The 21,909-nt window shown below is 72.6% G+C and carries 17 protein-coding genes; 2 read left to right on the plus strand and 15 right to left on the minus strand.

The window, feature by feature from the left end; genetic code table 11:
* Window positions 1–159 precede the first annotated feature (159 nt).
* The 14 genes from A4U64_RS10710 to A4U64_RS10775 all read right to left on the minus strand — a co-directional run bounded on the left by A4U64_RS10710 (window position 160) and on the right by A4U64_RS10775 (window position 18,831).
* Window positions 160–1,560, minus strand: a complete 1,401-nt coding sequence (locus A4U64_RS10710) for an NAD(P)-binding protein (protein WP_050035284.1) — start codon at window positions 1,558–1,560, stop codon at window positions 160–162.
* Between the two features lie 34 nt (window positions 1,561–1,594).
* Window positions 1,595–3,013: an FAD-binding oxidoreductase gene (locus A4U64_RS10715; protein WP_065922545.1), complete on the minus strand. Its 1,419-nt coding sequence runs from the start codon at window positions 3,011–3,013 to the stop codon at window positions 1,595–1,597.
* A 97-nt stretch (window positions 3,014–3,110) separates the two neighbouring features.
* The gene (locus A4U64_RS10720; protein WP_029543828.1) at window positions 3,111–6,215 is read right to left on the minus strand and encodes an ATP-binding protein; all 3,105 of its coding nucleotides are present in this window, start codon (window positions 6,213–6,215) and stop codon (window positions 3,111–3,113) included.
* Between the two features lie 117 nt (window positions 6,216–6,332).
* Complete coding sequence (locus A4U64_RS10725) at window positions 6,333–7,223, minus strand: hypothetical protein (protein WP_006936790.1); 891 nt, start codon at window positions 7,221–7,223, stop codon at window positions 6,333–6,335.
* Window positions 7,224–7,314: 91 nt separating this feature from the next.
* Window positions 7,315–8,400, minus strand: a complete 1,086-nt coding sequence (locus A4U64_RS10730; RefSeq protein ID WP_065922546.1) for a hemolysin family protein — start codon at window positions 8,398–8,400, stop codon at window positions 7,315–7,317.
* A complete protein-coding gene (locus A4U64_RS10735; RefSeq protein ID WP_029543823.1) occupies window positions 8,397–9,773 on the minus strand; it encodes a hemolysin family protein in 1,377 nt (458 codons plus the stop codon). The genes A4U64_RS10730 and A4U64_RS10735 overlap by 4 nt, the downstream gene beginning before the upstream one ends.
* Window positions 9,774–10,111: 338 nt before the next feature.
* Window positions 10,112–11,551 carry a GuaB1 family IMP dehydrogenase-related protein gene (locus tag A4U64_RS10740; RefSeq protein ID WP_006936796.1) on the minus strand — a complete coding sequence of 480 codons (1,440 nt, stop codon included), beginning with the start codon at window positions 11,549–11,551 and terminating at the stop codon, window positions 10,112–10,114.
* Between the two features lie 10 nt (window positions 11,552–11,561).
* Entirely contained in the window at window positions 11,562–12,431 is an 870-nt protein-coding gene (locus A4U64_RS10745) for a DMT family transporter (protein ID WP_029543820.1), read from the minus strand.
* Window positions 12,432–12,473: 42 nt separating this feature from the next.
* Complete coding sequence (gene gndA / locus A4U64_RS10750; protein ID WP_029543818.1) at window positions 12,474–13,925, minus strand: NADP-dependent phosphogluconate dehydrogenase; 1,452 nt, start codon at window positions 13,923–13,925, stop codon at window positions 12,474–12,476.
* 70 nt (window positions 13,926–13,995) lie between these two features.
* Window positions 13,996–14,949: a M56 family metallopeptidase gene (locus A4U64_RS10755; RefSeq protein ID WP_006936800.1), complete on the minus strand. Its 954-nt coding sequence runs from the start codon at window positions 14,947–14,949 to the stop codon at window positions 13,996–13,998.
* Window positions 14,950–14,966: 17 nt separating this feature from the next.
* Window positions 14,967–15,389 carry a BlaI/MecI/CopY family transcriptional regulator gene (locus A4U64_RS10760; protein WP_006936801.1) on the minus strand — a complete coding sequence of 141 codons (423 nt, stop codon included), beginning with the start codon at window positions 15,387–15,389 and terminating at the stop codon, window positions 14,967–14,969.
* Between the two features lie 9 nt (window positions 15,390–15,398).
* Window positions 15,399–16,322 carry an ABC transporter ATP-binding protein gene (locus A4U64_RS10765; protein WP_050035281.1) on the minus strand — a complete coding sequence of 308 codons (924 nt, stop codon included), beginning with the start codon at window positions 16,320–16,322 and terminating at the stop codon, window positions 15,399–15,401.
* The gene (locus A4U64_RS10770; protein ID WP_006936803.1) at window positions 16,319–17,416 is read right to left on the minus strand and encodes a FecCD family ABC transporter permease; all 1,098 of its coding nucleotides are present in this window, start codon (window positions 17,414–17,416) and stop codon (window positions 16,319–16,321) included. The genes A4U64_RS10765 and A4U64_RS10770 overlap by 4 nt, the downstream gene beginning before the upstream one ends.
* Entirely contained in the window at window positions 17,413–18,831 is a 1,419-nt protein-coding gene (locus A4U64_RS10775) for a FecCD family ABC transporter permease (RefSeq protein WP_029543814.1), read from the minus strand. Before A4U64_RS10775 ends, A4U64_RS10770 begins: the two co-directional genes overlap by 4 nt.
* Window positions 18,832–18,973: 142 nt before the next feature.
* Here A4U64_RS10775 and A4U64_RS10780 point away from each other — a divergent pair, with 142 nt between their 5' ends.
* Window positions 18,974–19,693 (plus strand): hypothetical protein, encoded by a 720-nt coding sequence (locus A4U64_RS10780; RefSeq protein ID WP_050035280.1) that lies wholly within the window; start codon window positions 18,974–18,976, stop codon window positions 19,691–19,693.
* Between the two features lie 213 nt (window positions 19,694–19,906).
* Window positions 19,907–20,353 (plus strand): PaaI family thioesterase, encoded by a 447-nt coding sequence (locus tag A4U64_RS10785; protein ID WP_006936807.1) that lies wholly within the window; start codon window positions 19,907–19,909, stop codon window positions 20,351–20,353.
* Between the two features lie 59 nt (window positions 20,354–20,412).
* On the opposite strand, the gene A4U64_RS10790 is transcribed toward A4U64_RS10785, so the two are convergent.
* Window positions 20,413–21,786 (minus strand): NAD(P)/FAD-dependent oxidoreductase, encoded by a 1,374-nt coding sequence (locus tag A4U64_RS10790; protein ID WP_050035279.1) that lies wholly within the window; start codon window positions 21,784–21,786, stop codon window positions 20,413–20,415.
* Between the last annotated feature and the right edge of the window lie 123 nt (window positions 21,787–21,909).

Consider the following 21,909-nt stretch of genomic DNA (forward strand, 5'->3'; position numbering starts at 1 on the left):
CCAGGGCCGCGGCGCGATGGTGAGCGCCGACCGCTCGCGGGCGTACTGTGCGCGCCCGGAAGCGGTCTCGATCGTGATCGGCGAGTAGCCGTAATCGCTCAGATCATACGGGGTGGCCCGCGAACCCGGCCCGCCCGGGCGGGCCGGGCGGCCGGGCGCTCACGCGGCCCGCCGGGCGTCGTCGAGCAGTCCGGTGAGGTTGGCGAGGGCGGGGCGGACGTGGGTGCCGAATCGCCTCGTCGCTTCCCGGACAAGGGGCCGGTCGGCGCGGTGCCGGAGCCCCCGGGACGTGTTGAGGCGGGAACGCTCGAGCCAGTCCGCCATGTCCGGTTCCTTCGACCACGCGTACTCGGCGCTCGTCTCGACGAGCGTTCCGCGGATCCAGTCGAGGGGGACGTCCGGTAGCCGGTTCGGTGGGCAGAGCCGGTTCTTCTCGGCCAGGTCCCGGCCGGTGGCCTCCACGAATCCGACGAGGGCGGCGTTGAACGGGATGAGCCCGGTCCGGATCGGTTGCAGCGTGATACGGCCCTCCTCGAAGATCGGGACGGCCGGGGCCGGGTTCAGGCCCGGGGCGGCACAGTGCACGTGCAGGTGGTCGGGCCCGGTACCGATCGTTCCGTGGTCGAGCACGATCTCGTCGCGTGCGATGCGCCGGACGTGCCCGAGGCGGACGACGTCGTCGATGCGCCGGAGCTGGGCGAGTTCGGCGGTGCTCGCCGTCGGGCCCTTGTACATGGTGGGGGTGACTCGCTCGTCGACGCGCAGCAGCTGTTCGCTCGCCTCGAGCCGGGCGAACAGGTCGTCCGTGCTCGTCGCCTGCGCTGCGGCTTCCATCTGCCGGGCGAGTCCGTCGATCAGGTTGCCGACCAGTTCGCCGCCCTGCGCGAACCAGCGGTTGCGCAGCCAGGCCTCGCGCGGTTTGATCCAGCGGACGGCGTCCGGTGGCACCCCCATCTGCAGCAGCCACAGGCATGCGTCCATCGCTGTCTTGCCGGCGCCGATGACGACGTACCGCTCGGCAGGCTCGGCGACCCGCGCGAGCGCGTTCACGGGGACACAGCGGACGGCGGGGGCGACGTCGAACGGCGGGGCGAACGTCGCCGGGACCGCCGGCTCGAGGTAGGTGGCGTCGACGAGCGCCTTCCGGACCGTCACCTCGTACCGGTCGGCGGCGACCCGGGAGACGAAGCGGTGGCCGCCGACGTACTCGCTCATCGGGAAGTACCGCACGGATCCCGATGCCAGGAGACGCCGGCGCATGACCCGGTCGTAGTACGCGCAGATCTCGGGGGCGCCCGCCTGCTCGTACATGCCCCGGTTCGGGCCGACGTCGTCGATGGTGTCCGTACCGAGCGGCAGTGAGTTGACGCCGTAGTACGCGGACGGCTGGTGCAGCCGGACGAACGGGTAGGCCTCCTGCCAGTGTCCGCCGGGTGCGTGCCGCCGGTCCACCATGACGACGTCCGCGTCGGAGTCGGTGATCAATGCGTCCGCGAACGCCATGCCGGCCGCGCCGCAGCCGATCACCAGATAGTCCGTTTCCAGCCTGTGGGTGGGCATGTCCCGTTCCTCTCCGCGCAGGTGCGGTTCCGGGCTACCGGTCGGGGGCGGCGGGCCGGATGTTCTGGTTGATGTGGAAGACGTTGTCCGGGTCGTAGCGCTGCTTGATCCGGGTGAGCCGGTCGTAGTTCCCGCGGTAGGCGGCTTCGACCCGGTCCTGTCCCTCGCTCATCAGGAAGTTGACGTAGGCGCCGCCGGCGGAGGTCGGGTGCAGTTCCTCCCAGTAGTCGCGGGCCCACCGCGTGATGAGGCCGGCGTTGGCGGGGTCGGGGTCGACGCCGACGATGACTCCCGCCCATCCGCCGCCCCGGTACGCGAAGGGGGTCGCGTCCTCGGGGACGCGGCTGGTGGCGCCGTCGATGGGATAGAGGTGCATGGTGGAGTGACCGGTCGGCAACTGCTGCCCGTACCGGCAGTGCACGTCGATCGCGGCGTCGGTGATCTCGTCGAAGAAGTCCGCCCGCCAGTACCACTGCAGGCCGGGCGGGTAGAGGGCGTCGAATGCGCTCTGCAGCACGGTGAACGGCATGTCGTGCAGGCCGACCAGCAGCGGCGAGCCGTAGGTCCGGATGGGCTCGAGCACCTCGTCGGCCTTGGCGTGCGGTCCGGTGTAGCACCAGACGATGCCGCAGCACCTGCGGCCCCAGAGGTCCTCGGGGAACGGGGCGGCGGGTGGGACGGTGAGCAGCGCGATCCAGCCGCTGAGTTCCTCCGGGAGCGCCGGCAGCAGTTCCCGGTACCAGCGCATGACGTCGGCGGTGTCGGCGAGGTCGTAGAGCACCGGGCCGCCGACGATCATGCCGGCTTCGCCGATGTCGTGGCAGCGGAAGGTGAAGGAGGTGACGACGCCGAAGTTCCCGCCGCCGCCGCGCAGCGCCCAGAACAGGTCGCTGTGCGAGCTCTCGTCGGCCGTCACGAGTGTGCCGTCGGCGAGCACCACGTCGGCGGAGAGAAGGTTGTCTACGGTCAGCCCGAAGCGCCGGGAGAGATAGCCGATGCCGCCACCGAGGGTCAGCCCGCCCACACCCGTGGACGAGAGGAAGCCGGACGGGGTGGCCATGCCGAAGGCGACCGTGGCGTGGTCGACGTCGCCCCAGGTGCATCCGCCGTCGACGCGGACGGTGTGGTGTGCCGGATCGACCGTGGTACTGCGCATCAGGGACAGGTCGACGACGAGCGCGTCGTCCCACACGCCGAGGCCGCCGGCGTTGTGCCCGCCGCCGCGCACGGCCAGGGTGAGGGCGTGGGCGCGGCCGAAGCGGACGCAGGAAACGACGTCGGCGGCGTCCCGGCAGCGTGCGATCGCCGCGGGGTGTTTGTCGATCATGCCGTTGTAGACGGCACGCGCCGTGTCGTAGCGGGTGTCGCCGGGGGTGATCAGGTCGCCGCGCAGGGCCGCGGCCAGGTCGTCGTACGGCACGGCGCCGGCCGACCGGGTCGAGATGGTGGTCACGGGAGTCCCTTTCGGGTCGGTCGCTCGCCGGTGCGGGCGTTGTACCGTCGACCCTAGGAAGGGGGCGTTCGCGCAGCGTTCGAGTGCGCGCAGCCGGTCACGGGGCCGGGGGAACGCCCGGGAGCGGCAGGTGAACGCCGTGTTCGGCGAGGTCCCGCGCGCAGCGCCGGAGCAGGGCGGCACTGCCGTGGGCGGCCGCGGTCCGGGCGGCGGCGCGCAGCCGCGCGATCGCGGCGTCGTGGTCGTCGTGCGCCGCGCGCATCCGCATCACCTCGGGCAGCCACCACAGGTCGTCGCGGGCCTGTCCGGCGACGAGGGCGGCATCGAGCGCGGCGCGGGCGGCGCCGGGATCTCCTTCCCGCACCGACAGGTCGGCGAGCAGCGAGAGCCAGTACGGCATCCGGGCGAACGAACCGGCCGCTCGGAGTGTGTCGATGCCGCGCCGCGCCTGCGTGAGGCCGGCCTCGCCGCCGCGGGACCAACCGCCGAGAATCAGCGCCCACTCGCTGTAGTAGGCGAATCCGTACCGGACGCACAGGTCGGTCAGTTCCGCGACGGCGACGTCGAGGGCGGCGGGGTCTGCCCGCAGGTGGTGGGTGATGCCGCTGTAGGCCAGGGCGACGGCCAGGCTGTACGGATGATCGATCGTCCGGGCCAGCCGGACGGCCTCGTTGCAGCAGGTCAGTGCGGCGTCGTTGTGGCCGAGCAGCCAGTGGGCGTGTGCCGCCCAGGCGCTGCCGTGCACGTCGGGCCGGGTGCCGACGGTCAACGAGGGAGCGCCCCGGGTCAGTGCGGCCGCGCGGTCGAAGTGGTGGAGCGCCTCCTCGGGGCGGCCGAGCTCGACCGCCGAACCGGCGAATGCGAAGTGGGCCGATCCGCTCAGCGGGGAGCCGGGGTCGACGAGGGTCAGGGCGCGGGTCGCCACCTCGTGGGCGCCGGCAATGTTTCCCTGCACGAACCGCGACGACCAGAGCCCGACGAGGCCGGCCAGGAGGGAGTCCTTGCGGCCGAGGGATGCGGCCAGCCGGATCGAGCGCTCGAGGGTCTGTTGCAGTTCGGGGGAGGAGTAGCCGTATCTGGCGTTGAGCGGCGCCGCCATCGCTTCGCGGACGGCGAGTTCCTGTACGGCGGCGCTGCGCCCCTCGAATTGGGTGCGGGCGATGACGAGCGCCTTCTTGTGCAGTCGGATCGCCTCGGTGTGGGCGAAGGTGCTCGAGGCGACATCGGCCGCGCGACGGTAGTAGGCCACTGCCCGGTCCGGTCGTCCCCCGCGGGCGTACTGCTCGGCGAGTTGCGCCGAGACGCTGTCGCTGTCGTCGGCGTGCAGCAATTCGAGGCTCTGCGCGAGACGGCGGTGCAGCAGCCAGCGCTGGGGCGGGCTGATCCGGGCGTAGGCGGCGTCGCGGAGCAGGTCGTGGGAGAAGTCGTAGCCGTCGCGGAACTGTCGCAGGATTCTGCGTTGCCACAGCTCGTCGACGGCGCGCACCACGGCGTCGGCGTCGAGGTCGCTGGCCTCGGTGAGCAGGTCGAGGGTGAAGTTGCGGCCTACCGCCGCGGCGAGTCCGGCGACGTCCCGTGCGGCGGGGCTCACCTGCTCGATCCGGTCGTGCAGCACGTCGGCCAGGCTGCCGGCGGGGGCGAGGTCCGGTCCGCTGTGCATCGCTTCGATGATGTAGAGCGGGAAGCCTCCGGTGGTCGCGTGCAGCAGTTCGGCGTCCTGCAGGTCGAGCGGGCACCCGCCGAGCGCCTCGGCCAGGCGGGCGGTGCCGGAGACCCCCAGGGGCTGCAGTGGCAGCTCGGTGAGCAGACCGGCGGTCCGCATCCGGACGGCCCATTGCTCGAGGTCCCGGCTCTCGTCGGTGTCGTCGGTGCGGGCTGTCGCGGCCACCATCAGGGGCGCGTCGGGGGTCAGGGACAGGCAGAACGTCAGGAACGTCAGCGTCTCCGGGTCGCACCACTGGATGCTGTCGAGGGTCAGCAGGACCGGGCGGCCGCCGCCGATCAGGGCCCGCGCCAGGCCTTCGAAGAACCGGAGGCGCTGCCAGGCGTCGACCATCGCCCGGAGGCCGGCGCCGGGTTCCGGGCGGGTGGTGCCGGACGGTACGAGCCTGTCGACCTCGGCGCGCCAGAGCGGGTCGAGCGCGGCGAGCGTGGGCTGGACCGCGGGGGTTCGGAGCCAGTCCGCGACCGGGGCGAGGGCGAGCCGTCCGGACGTTCCGAAGCACTGGGTGCTCGCCACCACTGCGGGTTGTGCGCGGGCCGTGTCGGCGATCTCGGCGACCAGGCGGGTCTTGCCGACGCCGGCGCCGCCGGTGACGAGGACGAGGGTGGGGCGGCCGGCGGCCGCCGTGCGCCACGCCTCGTGCAGCCGACGGAGTTCGCGTGAGCGTCCGACGAGTGCCGGGGCGGCGAGTCCGGGCCGCCGGGCCGCCGGCTCGGCGGTCGGGCGGGCGGCCGCGGTGGGGGCCGCGTGGGCGAGCAGGCGGTCGGCGAGTGTGCGCGTCGCCGGGTCCGGTGCCACCCCGAGTTCACGTTCGAGGAGGGCGGCGCAGCGGTGATAGGTGCTCACCGCGGCGGCGCGGTCGCCGTGCTCGGCCTGCAGGTGCATCAGGGTGCGGTATCCGCCCTCTTCCAGGGGCCGCAGGTGGATCCGGCGGCGGGCGGCGTCGATCGCCCCGGGGAGGTCGCCGGTGCGGGCCCGGAGCCGGCACAGCAGATCGCACAGGTCGACGCAGTGCCGTTCGAGATCCGAACGGGCCTCGAGGATCCAGTCGTCGTACATGCCGGGCAGCAGGGAGCCGCGGTATTCGGCGAGCGCCGTGGTGGCGTGCCGCAGCGCCGCCTCGTCGTCGCCGCTCGTCGCGGCCGCCAGGGCGGCGTGGTACTCGACGGTGAAGGTCCGTAGGTCCACCCGGCTGGTCTCGGTGTCGCGCCAGCACAGATCCCGGGAGGTCACTCCGACGGCCGGGTCGTCGTCGAGGGCGCGGCGCAGGTGGTGCAGTTCGCGGCGCAGGTTGGTCAGGGCCTGGGCGGTCGTCGAGTCGGGCCAGAACAGGGGGGCGATGAGCTGGCGGGGCTGTGGAACTCCGGCGTGGAGGGCGAGGTAGGCGACCAGGGTCGTGCCGCGGGGGGACCGCGTCACGACGGCGCCGGTCGTGTCGTCGGTGATCGACTGCTCACCCAGGACGGAGACGTACAGCATCGGGTCGTGGCCTCTCCAGACTTCAGCGTAGACCCGGCGGGGAGGGATATCGATCGTCGCGGGTGCCGAGTCGCGCGCCGGGGACGTCCCGGGGAGAGGGCAGGCGGCGGTGTCCGCTCAGCGGCGGCCGGCGTGCTCCCGGTCGGCGTCGAGCAGCCGGTGGCACCGGTCGAGCAGCGCCGCGCGCAGCGCGGTGGACCGCTCGGCCAGGACCGTCTGCTCGCGGACGTACTCCGCTCGTCCGCGGGGTGTTTCGATCGGTACCGGGGGGTAGCCGTACTCGCTCAGGTCGTACGGGCTGGCCCGCATGTCGAGTTCCCGGGCGGCGTAGGCCAGCTCGAAGCAGTCGACCGTCAGGTCCGTGTCGAGCAGCGGGGTGAGCTTGTAGCAGTATTTGTACAGGTCCATGGCGGCGTGCAGGCAGCCCGGTTGTTCCCGCCGTACCTGGTCGTCGCGGGTGAGCGGTTCGATGTTGAGGGGGCCGGCGTCCGGGGTGAAGAACCGGTACGCGTCGTAATGCGTGCAGCGCAGCTGCAACGACTCGACGACGGTGTCGGTGCCGGTGTGGCCGAGGCGCAGGGGTACGGAGCTGTGGCGGACGTCTTCGGGCCGAGTGCGGTAGAGCATCGCCCATTCGTGGAGACCGAAGCAGCCGAAGTGCGCGGGCCGGGATGCGGTGGCCTCGAGCAGGCCGGCGACGTATCGGACGGTCTCGCGCCGCCGGGCCAGGTGGGTGGGGTCGACCGTGACCCCGGTGCCGGTGGTCCGGTAGCCCCGCAGGGTGGCGTACTCCGCCGACGCGGAGCCGGTGAGGGTGGATCCGAAGCCGGGGTGCCAGCGCATGAGCTGGGACGGCGTGAAGCTGTAGTAGGTGAACAGGAAGTCGATCACCGGGTGGGTGGCGCCGCGCGCTCGCCGGTCGAGGTAGGGGCCGAGCAGCGCCGTCAGCCGGTGGCGGTGCCGCTCCCGGCGCGGCAGCCACTGCTCGGGTGCCAGGACCGCACTCATGGTTCCCGCCCGTAACGACTGCATCGGTGCTGCAATGATTCCATCGCGGTGCTGCGCCGGCCGGCGGGCGCCGGGGTGGTCGGGGCGGGGTTCACGTCCGGGGTCCCGGTCCCGGGTCGGCGATCCGGTGGGTGGTGTCGCGCACGGTGCCGACGAATTGTTCGACGAGGTCCTCGAGCGCGACGATGCCGATGACCCTGCCGTGCTCGTCGACGACTCCGCCGAGGTGGGAACTGGTGCGCCGCAGCAGCGACAGGGCGTCGTCGAGGGGGGCGTCGACCGGCACCGGCGGCAACGGCCGGATCTCCGCGGTCGCGATGATCGTGTCCGGTCCCGAGGACTCGTCGCGGACGAGGTCGAGCACGTCCTTCAGGTGCAGATAGCCGGCCAGTTCCCCGGCCGGGGTCTCCGCCGGGTACCGGGAGTAGCCGGTCTCGATGACGGCCCGCTCGACGGCCCCGAGGGTGGTGCCGGCCGGGCCGAGCGGAACGGTGCGGACCCCGGACAGGGGGATCGTCACGTCGGCGACGGTTCGTCCGCTCGTCGCGAGTGCCTTGGTCAGGCGCCGGTGTTCCTCCTCGTCCAGCAGCCCCTCGGAGCGGGACTCACCGATCATCTCGGACAGTTCGATCTCGGTGACGGTGACGTCGAGTTCGTCCTTCGGTTCCACCCGCAGCAACCGCAGGCTGACGTTGGCGCACAGGTTGTAGAAGGCGATCAGCGGCCGGGCCACCTTCATGAACAGCAGGTGTGCCGGCACGAGCAGCATCGCCGACCGCTCCGGTCCGGCGATGGCGATGTTCTTCGGGACCATCTCGCCGAGCAGGATGTGCAGCACCACCACGATCGCGAGGGCGAGCGCGAAGCCGATCGGGTGCAGCAGGGAGTCCGGGACGCCGAGCGCATGCATGGGTTGTTCGATCAGGTGGGCGATCGCCGGTTCGCCGACGCGGCCGAGCAGGATCGAGCAGATGGTGATGCCGAGCTGGGACCCGGCGAGCATCAGCGACAGGTGCTCGCCCGCGTCGATGACGGTCCGTGCCCTCTTCTTGCCCTGCCCGACGAGGGTTTCGAGCCGGTCGCGGCGGGCGGTGATGAGGGCGAACTCGGCGCCGACGAAGAAGGCGTTGCCGGCGAGCAGCAGGACGGTGAGCAGCACCGCGAGCCAGTCGTTCATCGCCGGTCCCCCCTCTCGTCGTCCGGTGCGTGGTCGTCCTCGCCGGCGGGCTCGTCGACGGGGACGAGCAGGACCCGGTCGATGCGGTGCCCGTCCATCTCGAGGACGTGGGCACGCCACCGGTGATGGGCGTCGCCGGGCCGGTGCGGCAGCAGCACCTCGTCGCCGGATGCGGGGATCTCCCCGAGCTCGGTGAGGATCAGGCCGCCGAGGGTCTCGTACTCGCCGTCCGGGGCGAGGTATCCCGTCAGGTGGGCCACCTCGTCGATGCGGAGCAGCCCGGAGCAGGACCAGCCCTGCTCGACGCGCTGCGCCTCGGGCTCGGGTTCGTCGTGCTCGTCGCGGACGTCGCCGACGATCTCCTCGATCAGGTCCTCCATGGTGACGATGCCGGCGGTACCGCCGTACTCGTCGACGACGAGCGCGACCTGCATGCCGTCGGAGCGGACCCGTTCCATGACCGCGTCACCGTCGAGGGTGGACGGCACGACGGGCACCTGCCGGGCGAGGGTGCGCAGCTGGGTGTGGGCGCGGCGCCGGGCGGGCACGGTGAACGCGTGCTTGACGTGCACGACGCCGACGGTGGCGTCGAGATCGCCGTCGACGACGGGGAAGCGGGAGTAGCCGGTGCGTGACGAGGCGTCGATGAGGTCGAGGACGGTGTCGTGGACGTCGAGTGACTCGATGGTCACGCGGGGGGTCATGAGGTCCTCGGCGGTGCGTTCCCCGAAGCGCAGCGAGCGCCCGACCAGCAGCGCCGTGTTCTCGTCGAGGGCGCCGCGTTCCGCCGAGGCCCGGACCAGGGAACCGAGTTCCTCCGGGGAGCGCGCCGAGCGCAGTTCCTCGGCCGGTTCGATGCCCAATCGCCGCACGATCCGGTTGGCGGCGCCGTTGAGCCCGACGATGGCCCACTTGAAGACCAGCGAGAAGCCGGCCTGCAGGCCCGCGGTGGCGCGGGCGGTGGCCAGGGGCCGCGCGATGGCGAGGTTCTTCGGCACGAGTTCACCGAAGATCATCGAGAACGACGTGGCGATGATCAGCGCCAGGGCCAGGGAGATGCCGGAGGCCACGCCGGCGCCGAGCCCGGCCGCGCGCAGCAGCGGGTCGAGAAACCGGGCGAGGACCGGTTCGGCGAGGTAGCCGGTGATCAGGGTGGTGATGGTGATGCCGAGCTGGGCGCCGGAGAGCTGGAAGGACAGGGTGCGGTGGGCGTGCTGCACCTGTCGCGCGCGCAGGTCGCCGTCGCGCGCGTGGGCGTCGACGGTGCTGCGTTCGAGGGCGGTCAGGGAGAATTCGGCCGCCACGAACACGGCGGTGCCCGCGGTGAGGGCGATGAAGCCGACCAGGCTGAGAATGGACAGGAAGACGGACATCAGCACCGTCCCGGTGCCGACCGGGAGCTCCGCTCCGGTGCCGACCGGGAGCTCCGCTCCGGTGCCGACCGGGAGTTCCGCTCCGGTATCGAATGGAAGCTGCGCTCCGGTGTCGAGTAGGTCCCGCCGGGTTTGTCACCCGGCTCGCTAGGGGAGCCCTCCGAACCGGCGGAGTCGGACTCCGCGTCGGCCGCGGTGGCCAGGGGTCCTGTCGAAGTGGTGGTGGGTGCCGCGGGCACCGGGTTCCTCTCGTCGGGCCCGATCATCGAAAAGGGGCGGGCGTTTCACGGTGAGGCCTCATTCTACGGGCCGTGTCCGGCTCCGCAGCGGCGGCGCGGTCACCAACCGGTGGGCAGGGGCCGTCCCTCGGCGAAGCCGGCCGCCGACTGGACCCCGAGCACGGCCCGCTCGTGCAGGTCCTCGAGGGTGCGGGCGCCGGCGTAGGTGCAGGTGCTGCGCACCCCGGAGCAGATGTGGTCGATCAGGTCCTCCACGCCCGGCCGTTGCGGGTCGATGCGGATCCGGGAGGTGGAGATGCCCTCCTCGAACAGGGCCTTGCGGGCGCGGTCGAAGGCGGAGTCGTCGACGGTGCGGGCGGCCACCGCGCGCTTGGAGGCCATGCCGAAGCTCTCCTTGTAGGGGTGTCCGGTCTCGTCGTAGCGCAGCTCGCCGGGGGATTCGTAGGTGCCGGCGAACCAGGACCCGATCATGACGTTGGCGGCGCCGGCGGCGACGGCGAGCGCGACGTCGCGGGGGTGACGCACACCGCCGTCGGCCCACACGTGCGCGCCGAGGTCGCGGGCGGTGTGGGCGCATTCGGCGACGGCGGAGAACTGGGGGCGCCCGACGCCGGTCATCATGCGGGTGGTGCACATGGCGCCGGGGCCGACGCCGACCTTGACGATGTCCGCGCCGGCGTCGAGCAGTTCGCGGGTGCCGGCGGCGGAGACGACGTTGCCGGCGACGAGCGGGACGGGCAGATCGAGCGCCTTGATCCGCTTCAGGGCGTCGAGCATCTTCTCCTGGTGCCCGTGCGCGGTGTCGAGGACGAGCAGGTCGACGCCGGCGTCGACCAGTCCGGCGGCCTTGGCGGCGACGTCGCCGTTGACGCCGACGGCGGCACCGATGCGCAGGGCGCCGTCGGCGTCGACGGCCGGGCTGTAGATGCCGGCGCGGACGGCGCCGGTGCGGGTCAGGACCCCGGCGAGGGTGCCGTCGTCGTGGGTGAGGACAACCAACGGGTCGTGCTTGGCCTCGAGCAGCGCGAACGCCTCCCGCGGGGACGAGCCGACGGGGGCGGTGGCGAAGTCGCGGATGGCGACCGACCGCAGCCGCGCGAACCGGTCCACCTCGCGGCAGGACGCCTCGGTGACGACGCCGACGGGGCGGCGGTTCTCGTCGACCACCACGACGGCGCGGTGGGCGCGTTTGGGCAGCAGGGCGAGGGCGTCGGAGACGGAGTCCTCGGGGCCGAGGGTGACGGGGGTGTCGGCGACGAGGTGGCGGCTCTTGACGAACGCGACGGTCTCGGCGGCGGTGCCGGCCGGCAGGTCCTGGGGGAGCACGACGAGCCCGCCGCGGCGGGCGACGGTCTCGGCCATGCGGCGGCCGGACACGGCGGTCATGTTGGCGACCACGATGGGGATGGTGGTGCCGGAGCCGTCGACCGTGGACAGGTCCACGTCGAACCGGGATGCGACGGCGGATCGGTCCGGGACGAGGAACACGTCGTCGTACGTCAGGTCGTACGGGGGCTGGTGACCGTCGAGGAAGCGCACCCGGCGAATGTTACGCGCCGGCGCCGGCGGGTGCGGTGAGCCGGGCCTGGCTGCGTGAGAGCGCCACCGTGGCGATCAGCATCACGCCGACCGAGGCGACGACGAGGGCGAGTCCCGGGCCGTCCACCCGGAGCCGTTCGTCGAGGACGGTCATGCCGAGGAAGACGGCGGCGAGGGGCTCGCCGATGGTGACGGCCGGCAGGGATGCGGCGAGCGGGCCGGCTTGGAAGGCGCGTTGCTGCAGGTAGACGCCGAGGAGGCCGGCGGTGACCAGGGCCCAGGTCTGCCAGGCGCCGACCACGGGCCGCAGGCCGTGCTCGAACAGGTCGGTGACGTACTTGGTGAACGCCACCGCCACCCCGTAGAGCAGGCCGCTGGCCGCGCCGAGGGCCAGCGCCCGGGTGCCGCGGTCGCGGCCGAACAGCCCGATCGCGGTGGCGGCGAGCACGACGGCGCACACCACGCCGAGCGGGAGCACCCACTCGTGCCCGGGGGCGTCGATCTCCCCGGCGGTGGGGTCGCCGACGACGAGGAACACGACGAGAGCCGCGCACAGTGCCGCCGCGGTCAGCCAGGTGGGACGGGTGATGCGAGACCCGGAGAACGCCGCGGACAGGGGGAGGGCGAACAGCAGCGACGACACCAGCAGCGGCTGGACCACCAGGACCGGCCCGAGGGCGAGCGCGGCGACCTGCAGCAGGTAGCCGCCGCCGTCACCGAGTACCCCGGCCCACCAGCGGGGGCTGCGGATCAGGGCGGCGACGAGGGACTCGCCGGCGGGGACGGCTTCGGCGGAGCGCTGCTGGGCGACGCTGGCCGCCGCGAACAGGATCGCGGCGGCCAGCGCGCACACGACGGACGCCGTGACGGTGCCGCTCATGGGCACAAACTATGCCCTACGGCGGCGTCGGTGCGGGCGCGGTCAGGCGCGGATCTCGCTGCGGTCGCCGCTCCAGAGGGTGTGGAACTTGCCGTCGGCGTCGATGCGCTCGTAGGTGTGGGCGCCGAAGAAGTCGCGCTGGCCCTGGGTGAGGGCCGCGGGCAGACGTTCGGCGCGCAGCCCGTCGTAGTACGACAGCGACGAGGCGAACGCGGGGACGGGGATGCCGAGCATGGTGGCGGTGGCCACGACGCGGCGCCAGCTGTCGATGCCGGCTTCGATGGCCTCGCGGAAGTAGGGGGCGAGGATCAGGCTGGGCAGCTGCGGGTCGGCGTCGTAGGCCTCCTTGATGCGGTTGAGGAACTGGGCGCGGATGATGCAGCCGCCGCGCCAGATGGTGGCCAGGGCGGCGCGGTCGACGTTCCAGCCGTATTCGGCGCTGCCGGCGGCGATCTGGTCGAAGCCCTGGGCGTAGGCGACGATCTTCGACGCGTACAGGGCGCGGCGGATGTCCTCGGTGAACTGTGTGGCGTCGGCGGGCTTGTCGCCGAGGGCGCCGGAGGCCAGGCCGCGGGCCGCCGCGCGCTGGGTGCGGGAGCCGGACAGGGCGCGGGCGAAGACGGCCTCGGCGATGCCGGTGACCGGGACGCCGAGGTCGAGGGCGGACTTGACGGTCCAGCGGCCGGTGCCCTTCTGCTCGGCGGCGTCGACGATGACGTCGACGAGGGGCTTGCCGGTGGTGGCGTCGGTCTGGCGCAGGACGTCGGCGGTGATCTCGATCAGGTAGGACTCGAGGGTGCCGGTGTTCCACTCGGAGAACACGTCGGCGATCGTCGTGGCGTCGTAGCCGAGGGCGTCGCGCAGCAGGTTGTAGGCCTCGCCGATGAGCTGCATGTCGGCGTACTCGATGCCGTTGTGCACCATCTTCACGAAATGGCCGGAGCCGTCGGGGCCGATGTGGGTGCAGCACGGGGTGCCGTCGACGTGGGCGGAGATGGACTCGAGAAGGGGGCCGAGGGCCTCGTAGGACTCCGTGGGGCCACCGGGCATGATCGACGGCCCGTTGAGGGCGCCTTCCTCGCCGCCGGAGATGCCGGCGCCGACGAAGTGCAGGCCGCGTTCGCGCAGTGCGGCTTCGCGGCGGATGGTGTCGGTGTAGAGGGCGTTGCCGCCGTCGATGATGATGTCGCCGGGTTCCATCGCGTTCGCGAGTTCCTCGATGACCGCGTCGGTGGCCTCGCCGGCCTTGACCATGATGAGCACCCGGCGCGGCTTCTGCAGGGCGGCGACGAACTCTTCGATGGTTTCGGTGCGCACGAAGTCGCCGTCGTCGCCGTGGGCTTCGAGCAGGGCGTCGGTCTTGGCGACACTGCGGTTGTGCAGCGCGACGGTGTGGCCGTGGCGGGCGAAGTTACGGGCGATGTTCGATCCCATGACGGCCAGGCCGGTCACGCCGATCTGGGCGCGGGGATTCTCGGTGCGTTCGACGGTCATGGGTACAGCTTCCCCCGAACCCGGACGGGATCGAAATCGGGGGCGTGCTACGGGTGGGGCCGGCGCCGGTTCACCAGGCGCGCAGCAGGCGGCCGAGTTCGGTCAGCCACGGCACGGCGACCGCGATGGTGGGCACGACGAGGATCGCGACGGCGGCGGCGTACGCGATGACGGCGGTGCGCAGGTCCGGTCCGGGTTCGGCGAGGCGTTTGACCCGCAGCAGCGTGGAGGGGCCACCGACGGCGAGGGCGCCCTGGGGGGTGCGGGCGCCGGCGCAGGCCACCAGGGCCCGGGCCAGCGGGGTGGGTCCGGTGACGCGCACGGCGGAGTCGTCGGCGAGCATCTCGACGAGCAGCTGCACCGAGCCGAGCGCCGACTTGGACCGCACCCAGCGGGGGAACGCCTCGTAGACGGCGGTGAACGCCTCGAGCACGAGGTCGTGCCGGGCCCGCAGGTGCGAGTGCTCGTGGCCGAGGACGGCGCGGATCTCGTCGTCGCCGAGGTGGTCGAGGGTGCCTTCGCTGAGCACGACCCGGTGCCGCAGGCCCGGCAGGCAGTAGGCGACGGGTTCGGCGGTGTCGAGGACGCGCACGTAGGACAGCTGGCGTACCGACGCGCCGCTGTCGCGCCGGTCGAGCAGGTCGACGAGCATGCGGTGCCGGGCCCGGCGGCGGCGGGTTCGGACGCCGACCCGCAGAATCGAATACATCAACCGTGCACCGATCAGCAGGGTGAGGGCGAAGACCACCACGTAGGTCAGCCACAGGGGCAGGCCCAGCGCGTCGATCTCCTGCAGCGGGGCGGTGGTGGGGCGGCCGTCCTCGCCGGGGACGAGCAGCAGCGACGCGATGGCCAGGCCGGAACTGAACGCGGACAGCACGGCCGCGAGGGCCACCGCCTGCCACAGCACCAGGGCGGCGCGGGGGTTGCGGTACGGCCAGGTGGCACGGCTGAGCAGGGCCGGTACCGGTCCTGCCAGCAGCAGCGCAAGGATGCCGAAGACCAGCGCAGTGGTCGCGTTCATGGCACCGAGTGTGCCAGTCAGCTCGCCCGACCGGTACCCGGGTCGGCGACGGCGGGACGGGCGTGCCCTTCCTCCTCGGCCTCGAGGGCGGCGAGGGCCTCGCGCAGCGCGGCGGCCTCGTCGGGATTGACACGCCCGATGAAGTGGACGAGGGCGGCGACCCGGCCGGCGGACTCGTCGGCCTGATCCAGGGCGTCGACCATGAGGCTGGCGACGAGTTCTTCGCGGCCGTGCACCGGCACGTAGCGGTGGGCGCGGTCGTCGCGCTGCTGGATGACGAGGTTCTTCTTCGCGAGGCGCTGGAGAACGGTCATGACGGTGGTGTACGCGAGGGAGCGCCGGGCGGCGAGGGCCTCGTGGACCTGCCGGACGGTCTGGGGTTCGGTGGAGGACCACAGGTGGTCCATCACTGCGCGTTCGAGTTCTCCGAGTGCTGCCATGACACGAGTTTACCGGGTCTCCGACGTACGTGTCGTACTACCCGAAGTAGTACGTGTTCTCGTGGCCGCCGGGCCGCCCGCGGTGCCGACGACGTGGCGGGTGCCGATCGGCACGATCAGCGGCCGGTCCGAGACCGGATCGTCGATCACCGCGGCGTCGAGCGCGAAGACCTCCCGCAGCAACTCCTCGGTGATCACCTCCGCCGGCGCCCCCGACCGCACGATCCGCCCGTCCTTCATCACCACGAGATGGTCGCTGTAGCGGATCGCGAGATTCAGATCGTGCAACACCATCACCACGGTGCGCCCCAGCTCCGAGTGCAGGCGGTCGACGAGGTCGAGCACCTCCACCGAATGCGCCAGATCCAGATAGGTGGTCGGCTCGTCGAGCAGCAGGATGTCGGTGCCCTGCGCCAGCGCCATCGAGATCCACGCCCGCTGCCGCTGCCCGCCCGAGAGCTGATCGACCGGGCGGTCGGCCAGATCCGCGATGCCGGTGCGTTCCAGCGCGACGGCGACCTCGCCCTCGTCGTCGGCGGACCACTGGCGCAGCCACGACTGGTGCGGATGCCGTCCGCGTGCGACGAGGTCGGCGACGGTCAGGCCCTCCGGCGCGACGGGGGCCTGCGGCAGCATCCCCAGCACCCGCGCGACGTCGCGGGTGCGCATCGAGGAGATCGCGTGCCCGTCGAGGAGCACGGTGCCGCGACGCGGGCGCAGCAGCCGGCCCAGGGCCCGCAGCAGGGTGGACTTGCCGCAACCGTTGGGACCGATCACCGTGGTGATCACGCCGGTGGGCACGGTGAGATCCAGGTCGTCGACGACGAGCCGGTCGCCGTAGCCCAGGGCCAGGTGCTCGGCGACGAGCCGCGGCGCCGCGGCCGCCGCCGGTTGGGCTGCGGGCGCGCCGATGTCGCGGGAGATGCCGGTCATACGGAGACCTTTCGGTTGGAGCGCACGAGCAGGTACAGCAGGAACGGGCCGCCGAGCGCGGAGGTGACCAGCCCGACGGGCAGGGCCACCGGCAGCACCGTCCGGGCGAGGATGTCGGCCGCGACGACGAGCGCCGCCCCGGTCAGGGCCGAGGCGATCAGCGGCGGGCCGGGGGAGCGGACCAGCCGCAACGCGACCTGAGGGGCGGCCAATGCGACGAACCCGATGGGGCCGGCCGCCGCGGTGGCGATCCCGGCCAGCGCGCACGCGGAGAGCAGCAGCACCGCCCGCTGGGTCTGCAGCCGCACCCCGAGCGAGCGGGCGGTGTCGTCCCCGAGCCGCAGCGCGCCCATCGTGAACGCGCCGGTGACGAGCCAGCCGCCGAGCACGGCGAGCGCGAGCGCCGTGGGCACCACCTGGGACCACCCGGCACCGTTGAGCGACCCGGTGAGCCACACCTGGGCCTGCGAGACGTCGTTGATGTCGGCCGAGACGAGCATCCAGTTGGTCAGCGCGACGAACAGGGCGTTGGCGCCGATGCCGATCAGCACCAGCCGGAAGCCCTCGACGCCGCCGCGCCAGGCCAGCACGTACACCGCCGCCGCGGTGAGCAGGCCCCCCAGCAGCGCCGCGAGCGGCAGGCCGAGCGCGCCGAGCGCCCCGCCGAGCACTCCGGACCCGGTGGCGACGATCAGGGCGACGGCGGCCGCGCTCGCCCCGGCCGTGATGCCCAGAATGTCGGGGCTGGCCAGGGGATTGCGCGAGACCGTCTGGGTCAGCGCCCCGGAGACGGCCAGGGCCGCGCCGACGAGCACCGCCGCCAGGCCACGGGGCAGCCGCAACTCGAGCACGATGAACCGGTCGAGCTGTTCCCCGCCGCCGGCCAGGACGGCGAGCACCTGCGGCACCGACAACGGATAGTCGCCCCGGCCGAGGCCCACGCACAGCAGCAGGAACGTCGCCACCACCAGCGCCAGGCACACGACCACCATGCGCGGGCGCCACACGAGCGAGACCGGGCCGAGCCGCAGGGCCGGACGGGACGGGACCGTCGGCCGGTCCGGTGCGGGGTGCGTCGTCGCGGGCGCGGTCACAGCGCCACCAGCCGGCGCCGGCGGACCAGGGCGATGAAGAACGGCGCCCCCATCAGCGCGAGCACGATGCCGACCTGCAGTTCGCCGGGCCGCACGACGATCCGGCCGATCACGTCGGCGAGGACGAGCAGCGCGCCGCCGAGCAGGCCCGAATAGGGGACCAGCCAGCGATAGTCGGGTCCGGTGACGGCCCGCGCCACGTGCGGGACCACGAGCCCGATGAACGCGATCGGCCCGCACGCCGCCGTGGCCGCGCCGGTGAGCAGGGTGATGGCGACGATGCCGACGGTGCGGGCCGCGACGACGTTCGTGCCGAGGGAGCGGGCCACGTCCTCGCCGAGTCCGAGGACGTTGAGGCCGGGCGTGTTGGCCACCGCGATGACGAGCCCGGCCGCGAGGAACGGCAGCACCTGCCACAGCACCTCGAGGTCGCGTCCGGCGACGGAGCCGACGATCCAGAACCGGTATCCGTCGAGGGTGGTCTGGTCGAGCAGCACCACCGCATGCGTCATGGCCTGCAGGAAGAAGGCGACGGCGGCGCCGGCCAGGGCCAGGCTCAGCGGCCCGGCGCGGCCACCGCCGAGGGAGGACAGCCCGAAGACCACGACGCTGGCGGCGAGGGACCCGGCGAAGGCGAACCACAGGTACTGGGCGGGGGTGGACATGCCCAGCAGGTAGATCGAGAGCACCACCAGGAACGCGGCGCCCGCGTTGAGGCCGAGCAGTCCCGCGTCGGCCAGCGGATTGCGGGTGTGGCCCTGGATGAGGGCGCCGGCGACGCCGAGTGCGATGCCGACCACGAGTCCGAGGACCGTGCGCGGGATCCGCAGGGTGTGCACGATGACGTCGGTGTCGGAGCCGTCGTCGACGGTCAGCGCGTGGACGACCTCGGCGATGGTCATCGGTCGCGCGCCGACGGCGATCCCGGCGAGCAGCACCACCCCCAGGACGCCGCCGATGGCGAGCAGGCCGAGGAGCCGGCGACGGCGGAGCGCCGCGAGGCTCGTGTCGGCGGCGCGGGGGGTGAAGCCCGCGGCGGCGGCGACGCGGTCGGTGACGACCTCGGTGCCGCGCCGCAGCAGGCTGCGCCGCGTGCCGGCCGGGCCGCCGTCCGCGGCGTCGCGCGTGATCAGGCCGGTCCACTGCTTGCCGAGGCTGCACCCGGTGCTGCCCTCGCGGTGCCCGCGGTTCCACCATTGCAGGCCGACGGTGGCGGCCAGTGCGGTGCCCCCGAAGACGACCCGGTCGGTCTGCCCGCCGCCGTTGGCGTCGGCGAGTGCCTGCACGAGCAGCAGGCCGATGCCGGCGGGAACGGCGAGCAGGGCCAGGTCGAGGGCCTCGGCGACGAGGCGTCGGGCCAGGGAGGGAGGTACAGCGGCAGAGGCCGGTGTGTCCGGGGGGCGGAGGGTGGTCACAGGGGCGGGCTCCTCGGGGGACGCGAACTCGGCCGAACGGAGGTTAGGTTACCGAACCCTATCTTCCGGGTTGCATCCGCCGGCCCGTAATGTAATGGTTAGGCTTACCTAACCACAGCAGCTCGCCGATCAGGAGGTGTGGATGACAACCCTGCTGCCACCCCGATCCACCGCAGCGCAGGTCCGCGCGTTCGTGGACACGGACGCCCGCCTGCGCCTGCTGACGCCGCACGCCCCGCGCGTCTACGCCGTCGCCCGCATCGACGACGAGCCGCGCCGCCGCTGGTGGCGGCTCGCCGACGCCGAGCGGGACCGGCGGATCGCGCTGCTCCACGCCCGCGCGCTCGAGGACGTCGCCGACCCGCGGATCGCCGCCGACCAGGTGGCCGGCGCCCTCGTCCATGTCGTCGCGGGCCGGGTGCTCGCCCCCTACCTGCTCGAGGCACGCTGCTGGGACCCCGGACTCGACAACCTGTGGATCCACCAGGACAGCGACGGAGGCATCGACTGGGCCGCGGTCGCCGACGACACCCTGCGCGTGTTGCCCGACGACCCCGCGGCCGCCGACGACACGGTCGTCGTGCTGCCGTGCGAGGAGGCGCTCGCGCGGTGGACCGCCCACCGGGCCGGCACCGCGCTGCATGCCGCGCACGCCTCGCTGGCACTGTGCGCCCCCACCGACGCGCTGCGGTTCTGGTCCCTCCTGGGCCGCGCCGTCGTGGCGGGTGCGGCCCAGATTCCCCTGCTGGCCGGCACCTCCCGCTCCGTCGCGGCGCGTCGCGGCCAGCTTCTGCTGGATGCGTTCCTGACGCTGGGCCTGCCGGTCCGAGGGCTTGCCAAATTAGGCAAGCCTTACCTATAGTCGAGAGTGTTGCGACCGCCGGACCGCGCCGGAGTCCTGAGGGCTGCAGAGACTCCCGGTCCTTCCCGCGGCGGGCCTCGCGTCCACGACGCGAGGCCCGCCGGCTCGTCCCGGCACTGCGTGCCACCGGCGATGTCCTAGCATCCCTTCCAGACCCGGCGACCGCCGCCGGGCCCGCGCCAGGGAGCTGGCACGACCCGGACGGAGTGACACATGACCGATCTGCCCACGCAGGAGCACCTGACCGACCCCGCGGCCGTCACCGAACAGCACAACAACGGCTTCGGCTCCGTCCTCGGCCTCGAGTTCACCGAACTCGGCCCGGACCGGGTCCGCGCGCACTGGACCGTCACCCCGACCCAGCACCAGCCGTTCGGCATCGTCCACGGCGGCGTCTACTGCGCGGTCGTCGAGTCCGTCGCCAGCTTTGCCGGCAGCATCTGGCTCGGCGACCGCGGCAAGGTGGTGGGGGTCAACAACAACACCGACTTCATCCGCGCCACCCGCGAGGGTGTGCTCACCGCCACCGCCACCCCCATCCAGCGCGGGCGCAGCCAGCAGCTGTGGCAGGTCGCCATCACCGACGAACAGGACCGCACCGTCGCCCACGGGCAGGTGCGCCTCGCCAACATCCTCGATCCCGACGCCCTGGGGGGCTGACCACAGCGGTGGGGGCCACCGGAACCAGCCTCAGCCCGCGGCGCGGCGGCGGCCGCGACTCAGCCCGCGGCGCGGCGGCTGCCGCGTTCGGCCTCCTCGGTGTGCCGCTGCAGCCGATCGATCGCGTTGCGGGCGAACACCTGCTGCTCCGTCGAGGCCATCTCGTTGCGGCCCCGGGTCAGGAACGTCGTGGCCCACGACAGCAGGGTCGACAGCTTGTTCGAGAACCCCACCAGGTACAGCAGGTGGATCCCCAGCCAGGCCACCCAGCCGACGAACCCGCTGATCTCGAGCTTGCCGACCTTCGCGACCGCGCTGAACCGGCTGATCGTGGCCATCGAACCCTTGTCGAAGTACTTGAACGGCTTGCGTTCGGCCGGACTGTGACCGGACAGGCCCGCCACGATCTGCCGCGCCGCGTACTTACCGCCCTGCATCGCCACCTGCGCCAGGCCGGGCAGCTTGTCCAACGACATCATGTCGCCGATGACGAACACGTTCGGGTGACCGGGCAGCGACAGGTCCGGATTCACCTGGACCCGGCCCGCCCGGTCGACCTCGGCGCCGGACTGCTCGGCGAGCTGCCGGCCCAGCGGGCTCGCCGACACGCCCGCTGACCACACCTTGCACTGCGATTCGATCCGGCGCTCGGTGCCGTCCTTCTCCCTGATCGTCAGGCCCGTCGCGTCCACGTCGGTGACCATCGCGTTGAGCTGGATCTCCACGCCGAGCTTCTCGAGGGTCTGACGGGCCTTGGCGCTGAGCTTGCCCCCGTACACCGGCAGCACGTCCGGTGCCCCGTCGAGCAGCACCACCCGCGCCGACGACGGATCGATGGTGCGGAACGCGCCCCGGAGCGTGTGATGGGACAGCTCCGCGATCTGCCCGGCGAGTTCCACCCCCGTGGGGCCCGCCCCGACCACCACGAACGTGAGCAGCTGCCGCTGCTCGGCCGGATCCTCGGACAGTTCCGCCTGCTCGAACGCCCCGAGGATCCGGCCGCGCAGCTCGAGCGCGTCGTCGATCGTCTTCATGCCGGGCGCGAACTCGGCGAACTGGTCGTTGCCGAAATACGACTGCCCGGCACCGGCGGCGACGATCAGGCTGTCGAACGGCGTCACCGTCTCGTGCTCGAGGAACCGGGACGTGACGGTCTGCTGCGTCAGATCGATCGACTCGACGTCGCCGAGCAGCACCTGCGCGTTCTTCTGCTTGCGCAGCACCAGGCGGGTCGGGGGCGCGATGTCGCCCACCGACAGGATGCCCGTCGCCACCTGGTACAGCAGCGGCTGGAAGAGGTGGTGCGTGGTCCGAGCGACGACGGTGACGTCCACGTCGGCACGTGCGAGGGCCTTGGTGGCGAACAGGCCCCCGAATCCGGATCCGATCACCACGACATGGTGACGACGTGGCTCAACCGACTGGATGCTCATTCCGTGCTCCTCGATGTCTCGGGTCGACCGGGCAACCGGTGGCGGGACGAGCGACGGGGCTCCCGCGCCGCCCCCAGTCTGTCAGCAATACCCGCTCACCACAGGCTTACGCGTCCGCCACCG

The sequence above is a fragment of the Rhodococcus sp. WB1 genome, assembly GCF_001700945.1.
GTDB classification, from domain to species: domain Bacteria; phylum Actinomycetota; class Actinomycetes; order Mycobacteriales; family Mycobacteriaceae; genus Rhodococcus; species Rhodococcus aetherivorans.

What these genes read in the sequence shown, in the direction of transcription:
- A4U64_RS10710 (WP_050035284.1), bottom strand. Translation starts at nt 1,560, where the DNA reads ATGCCCACCCACAGGCTGGAAACGGACTATCTGGTGATCGGCTGCGGC.
- A4U64_RS10720 (WP_029543828.1), bottom strand. Translation starts at nt 6,215, where the DNA reads ATGCTGTACGTCTCCGTCCTGGGTGAGCAGTCGATCACCGACGACACG.
- A4U64_RS10785 (WP_006936807.1), top strand. Translation starts at nt 19,907, where the DNA reads ATGACCGATCTGCCCACGCAGGAGCACCTGACCGACCCCGCGGCCGTC.
- A4U64_RS10730 (WP_065922546.1), bottom strand. Translation starts at nt 8,400, where the DNA reads ATGAACGACTGGCTCGCGGTGCTGCTCACCGTCCTGCTGCTCGCCGGC.
- A4U64_RS10760 (WP_006936801.1), bottom strand. Translation starts at nt 15,389, where the DNA reads ATGGCAGCACTCGGAGAACTCGAACGCGCAGTGATGGACCACCTGTGG.
- A4U64_RS10735 (WP_029543823.1), bottom strand. Translation starts at nt 9,773, where the DNA reads ATGTCCGTCTTCCTGTCCATTCTCAGCCTGGTCGGCTTCATCGCCCTC.
- A4U64_RS10780 (WP_050035280.1), top strand. Translation starts at nt 18,974, where the DNA reads ATGACAACCCTGCTGCCACCCCGATCCACCGCAGCGCAGGTCCGCGCG.
- A4U64_RS10790 (WP_050035279.1), bottom strand. Translation starts at nt 21,786, where the DNA reads ATGAGCATCCAGTCGGTTGAGCCACGTCGTCACCATGTCGTGGTGATC.
- A4U64_RS10745 (WP_029543820.1), bottom strand. Translation starts at nt 12,431, where the DNA reads ATGAGCGGCACCGTCACGGCGTCCGTCGTGTGCGCGCTGGCCGCCGCG.
- A4U64_RS10765 (WP_050035281.1), bottom strand. Translation starts at nt 16,322, where the DNA reads ATGACCGGCATCTCCCGCGACATCGGCGCGCCCGCAGCCCAACCGGCG.
- A4U64_RS10755 (WP_006936800.1), bottom strand. Translation starts at nt 14,949, where the DNA reads ATGAACGCGACCACTGCGCTGGTCTTCGGCATCCTTGCGCTGCTGCTG.
- A4U64_RS10725 (WP_006936790.1), bottom strand. Translation starts at nt 7,223, where the DNA reads ATGAGTGCGGTCCTGGCACCCGAGCAGTGGCTGCCGCGCCGGGAGCGG.
- gndA (WP_029543818.1), bottom strand. Translation starts at nt 13,925, where the DNA reads ATGACCGTCGAACGCACCGAGAATCCCCGCGCCCAGATCGGCGTGACC.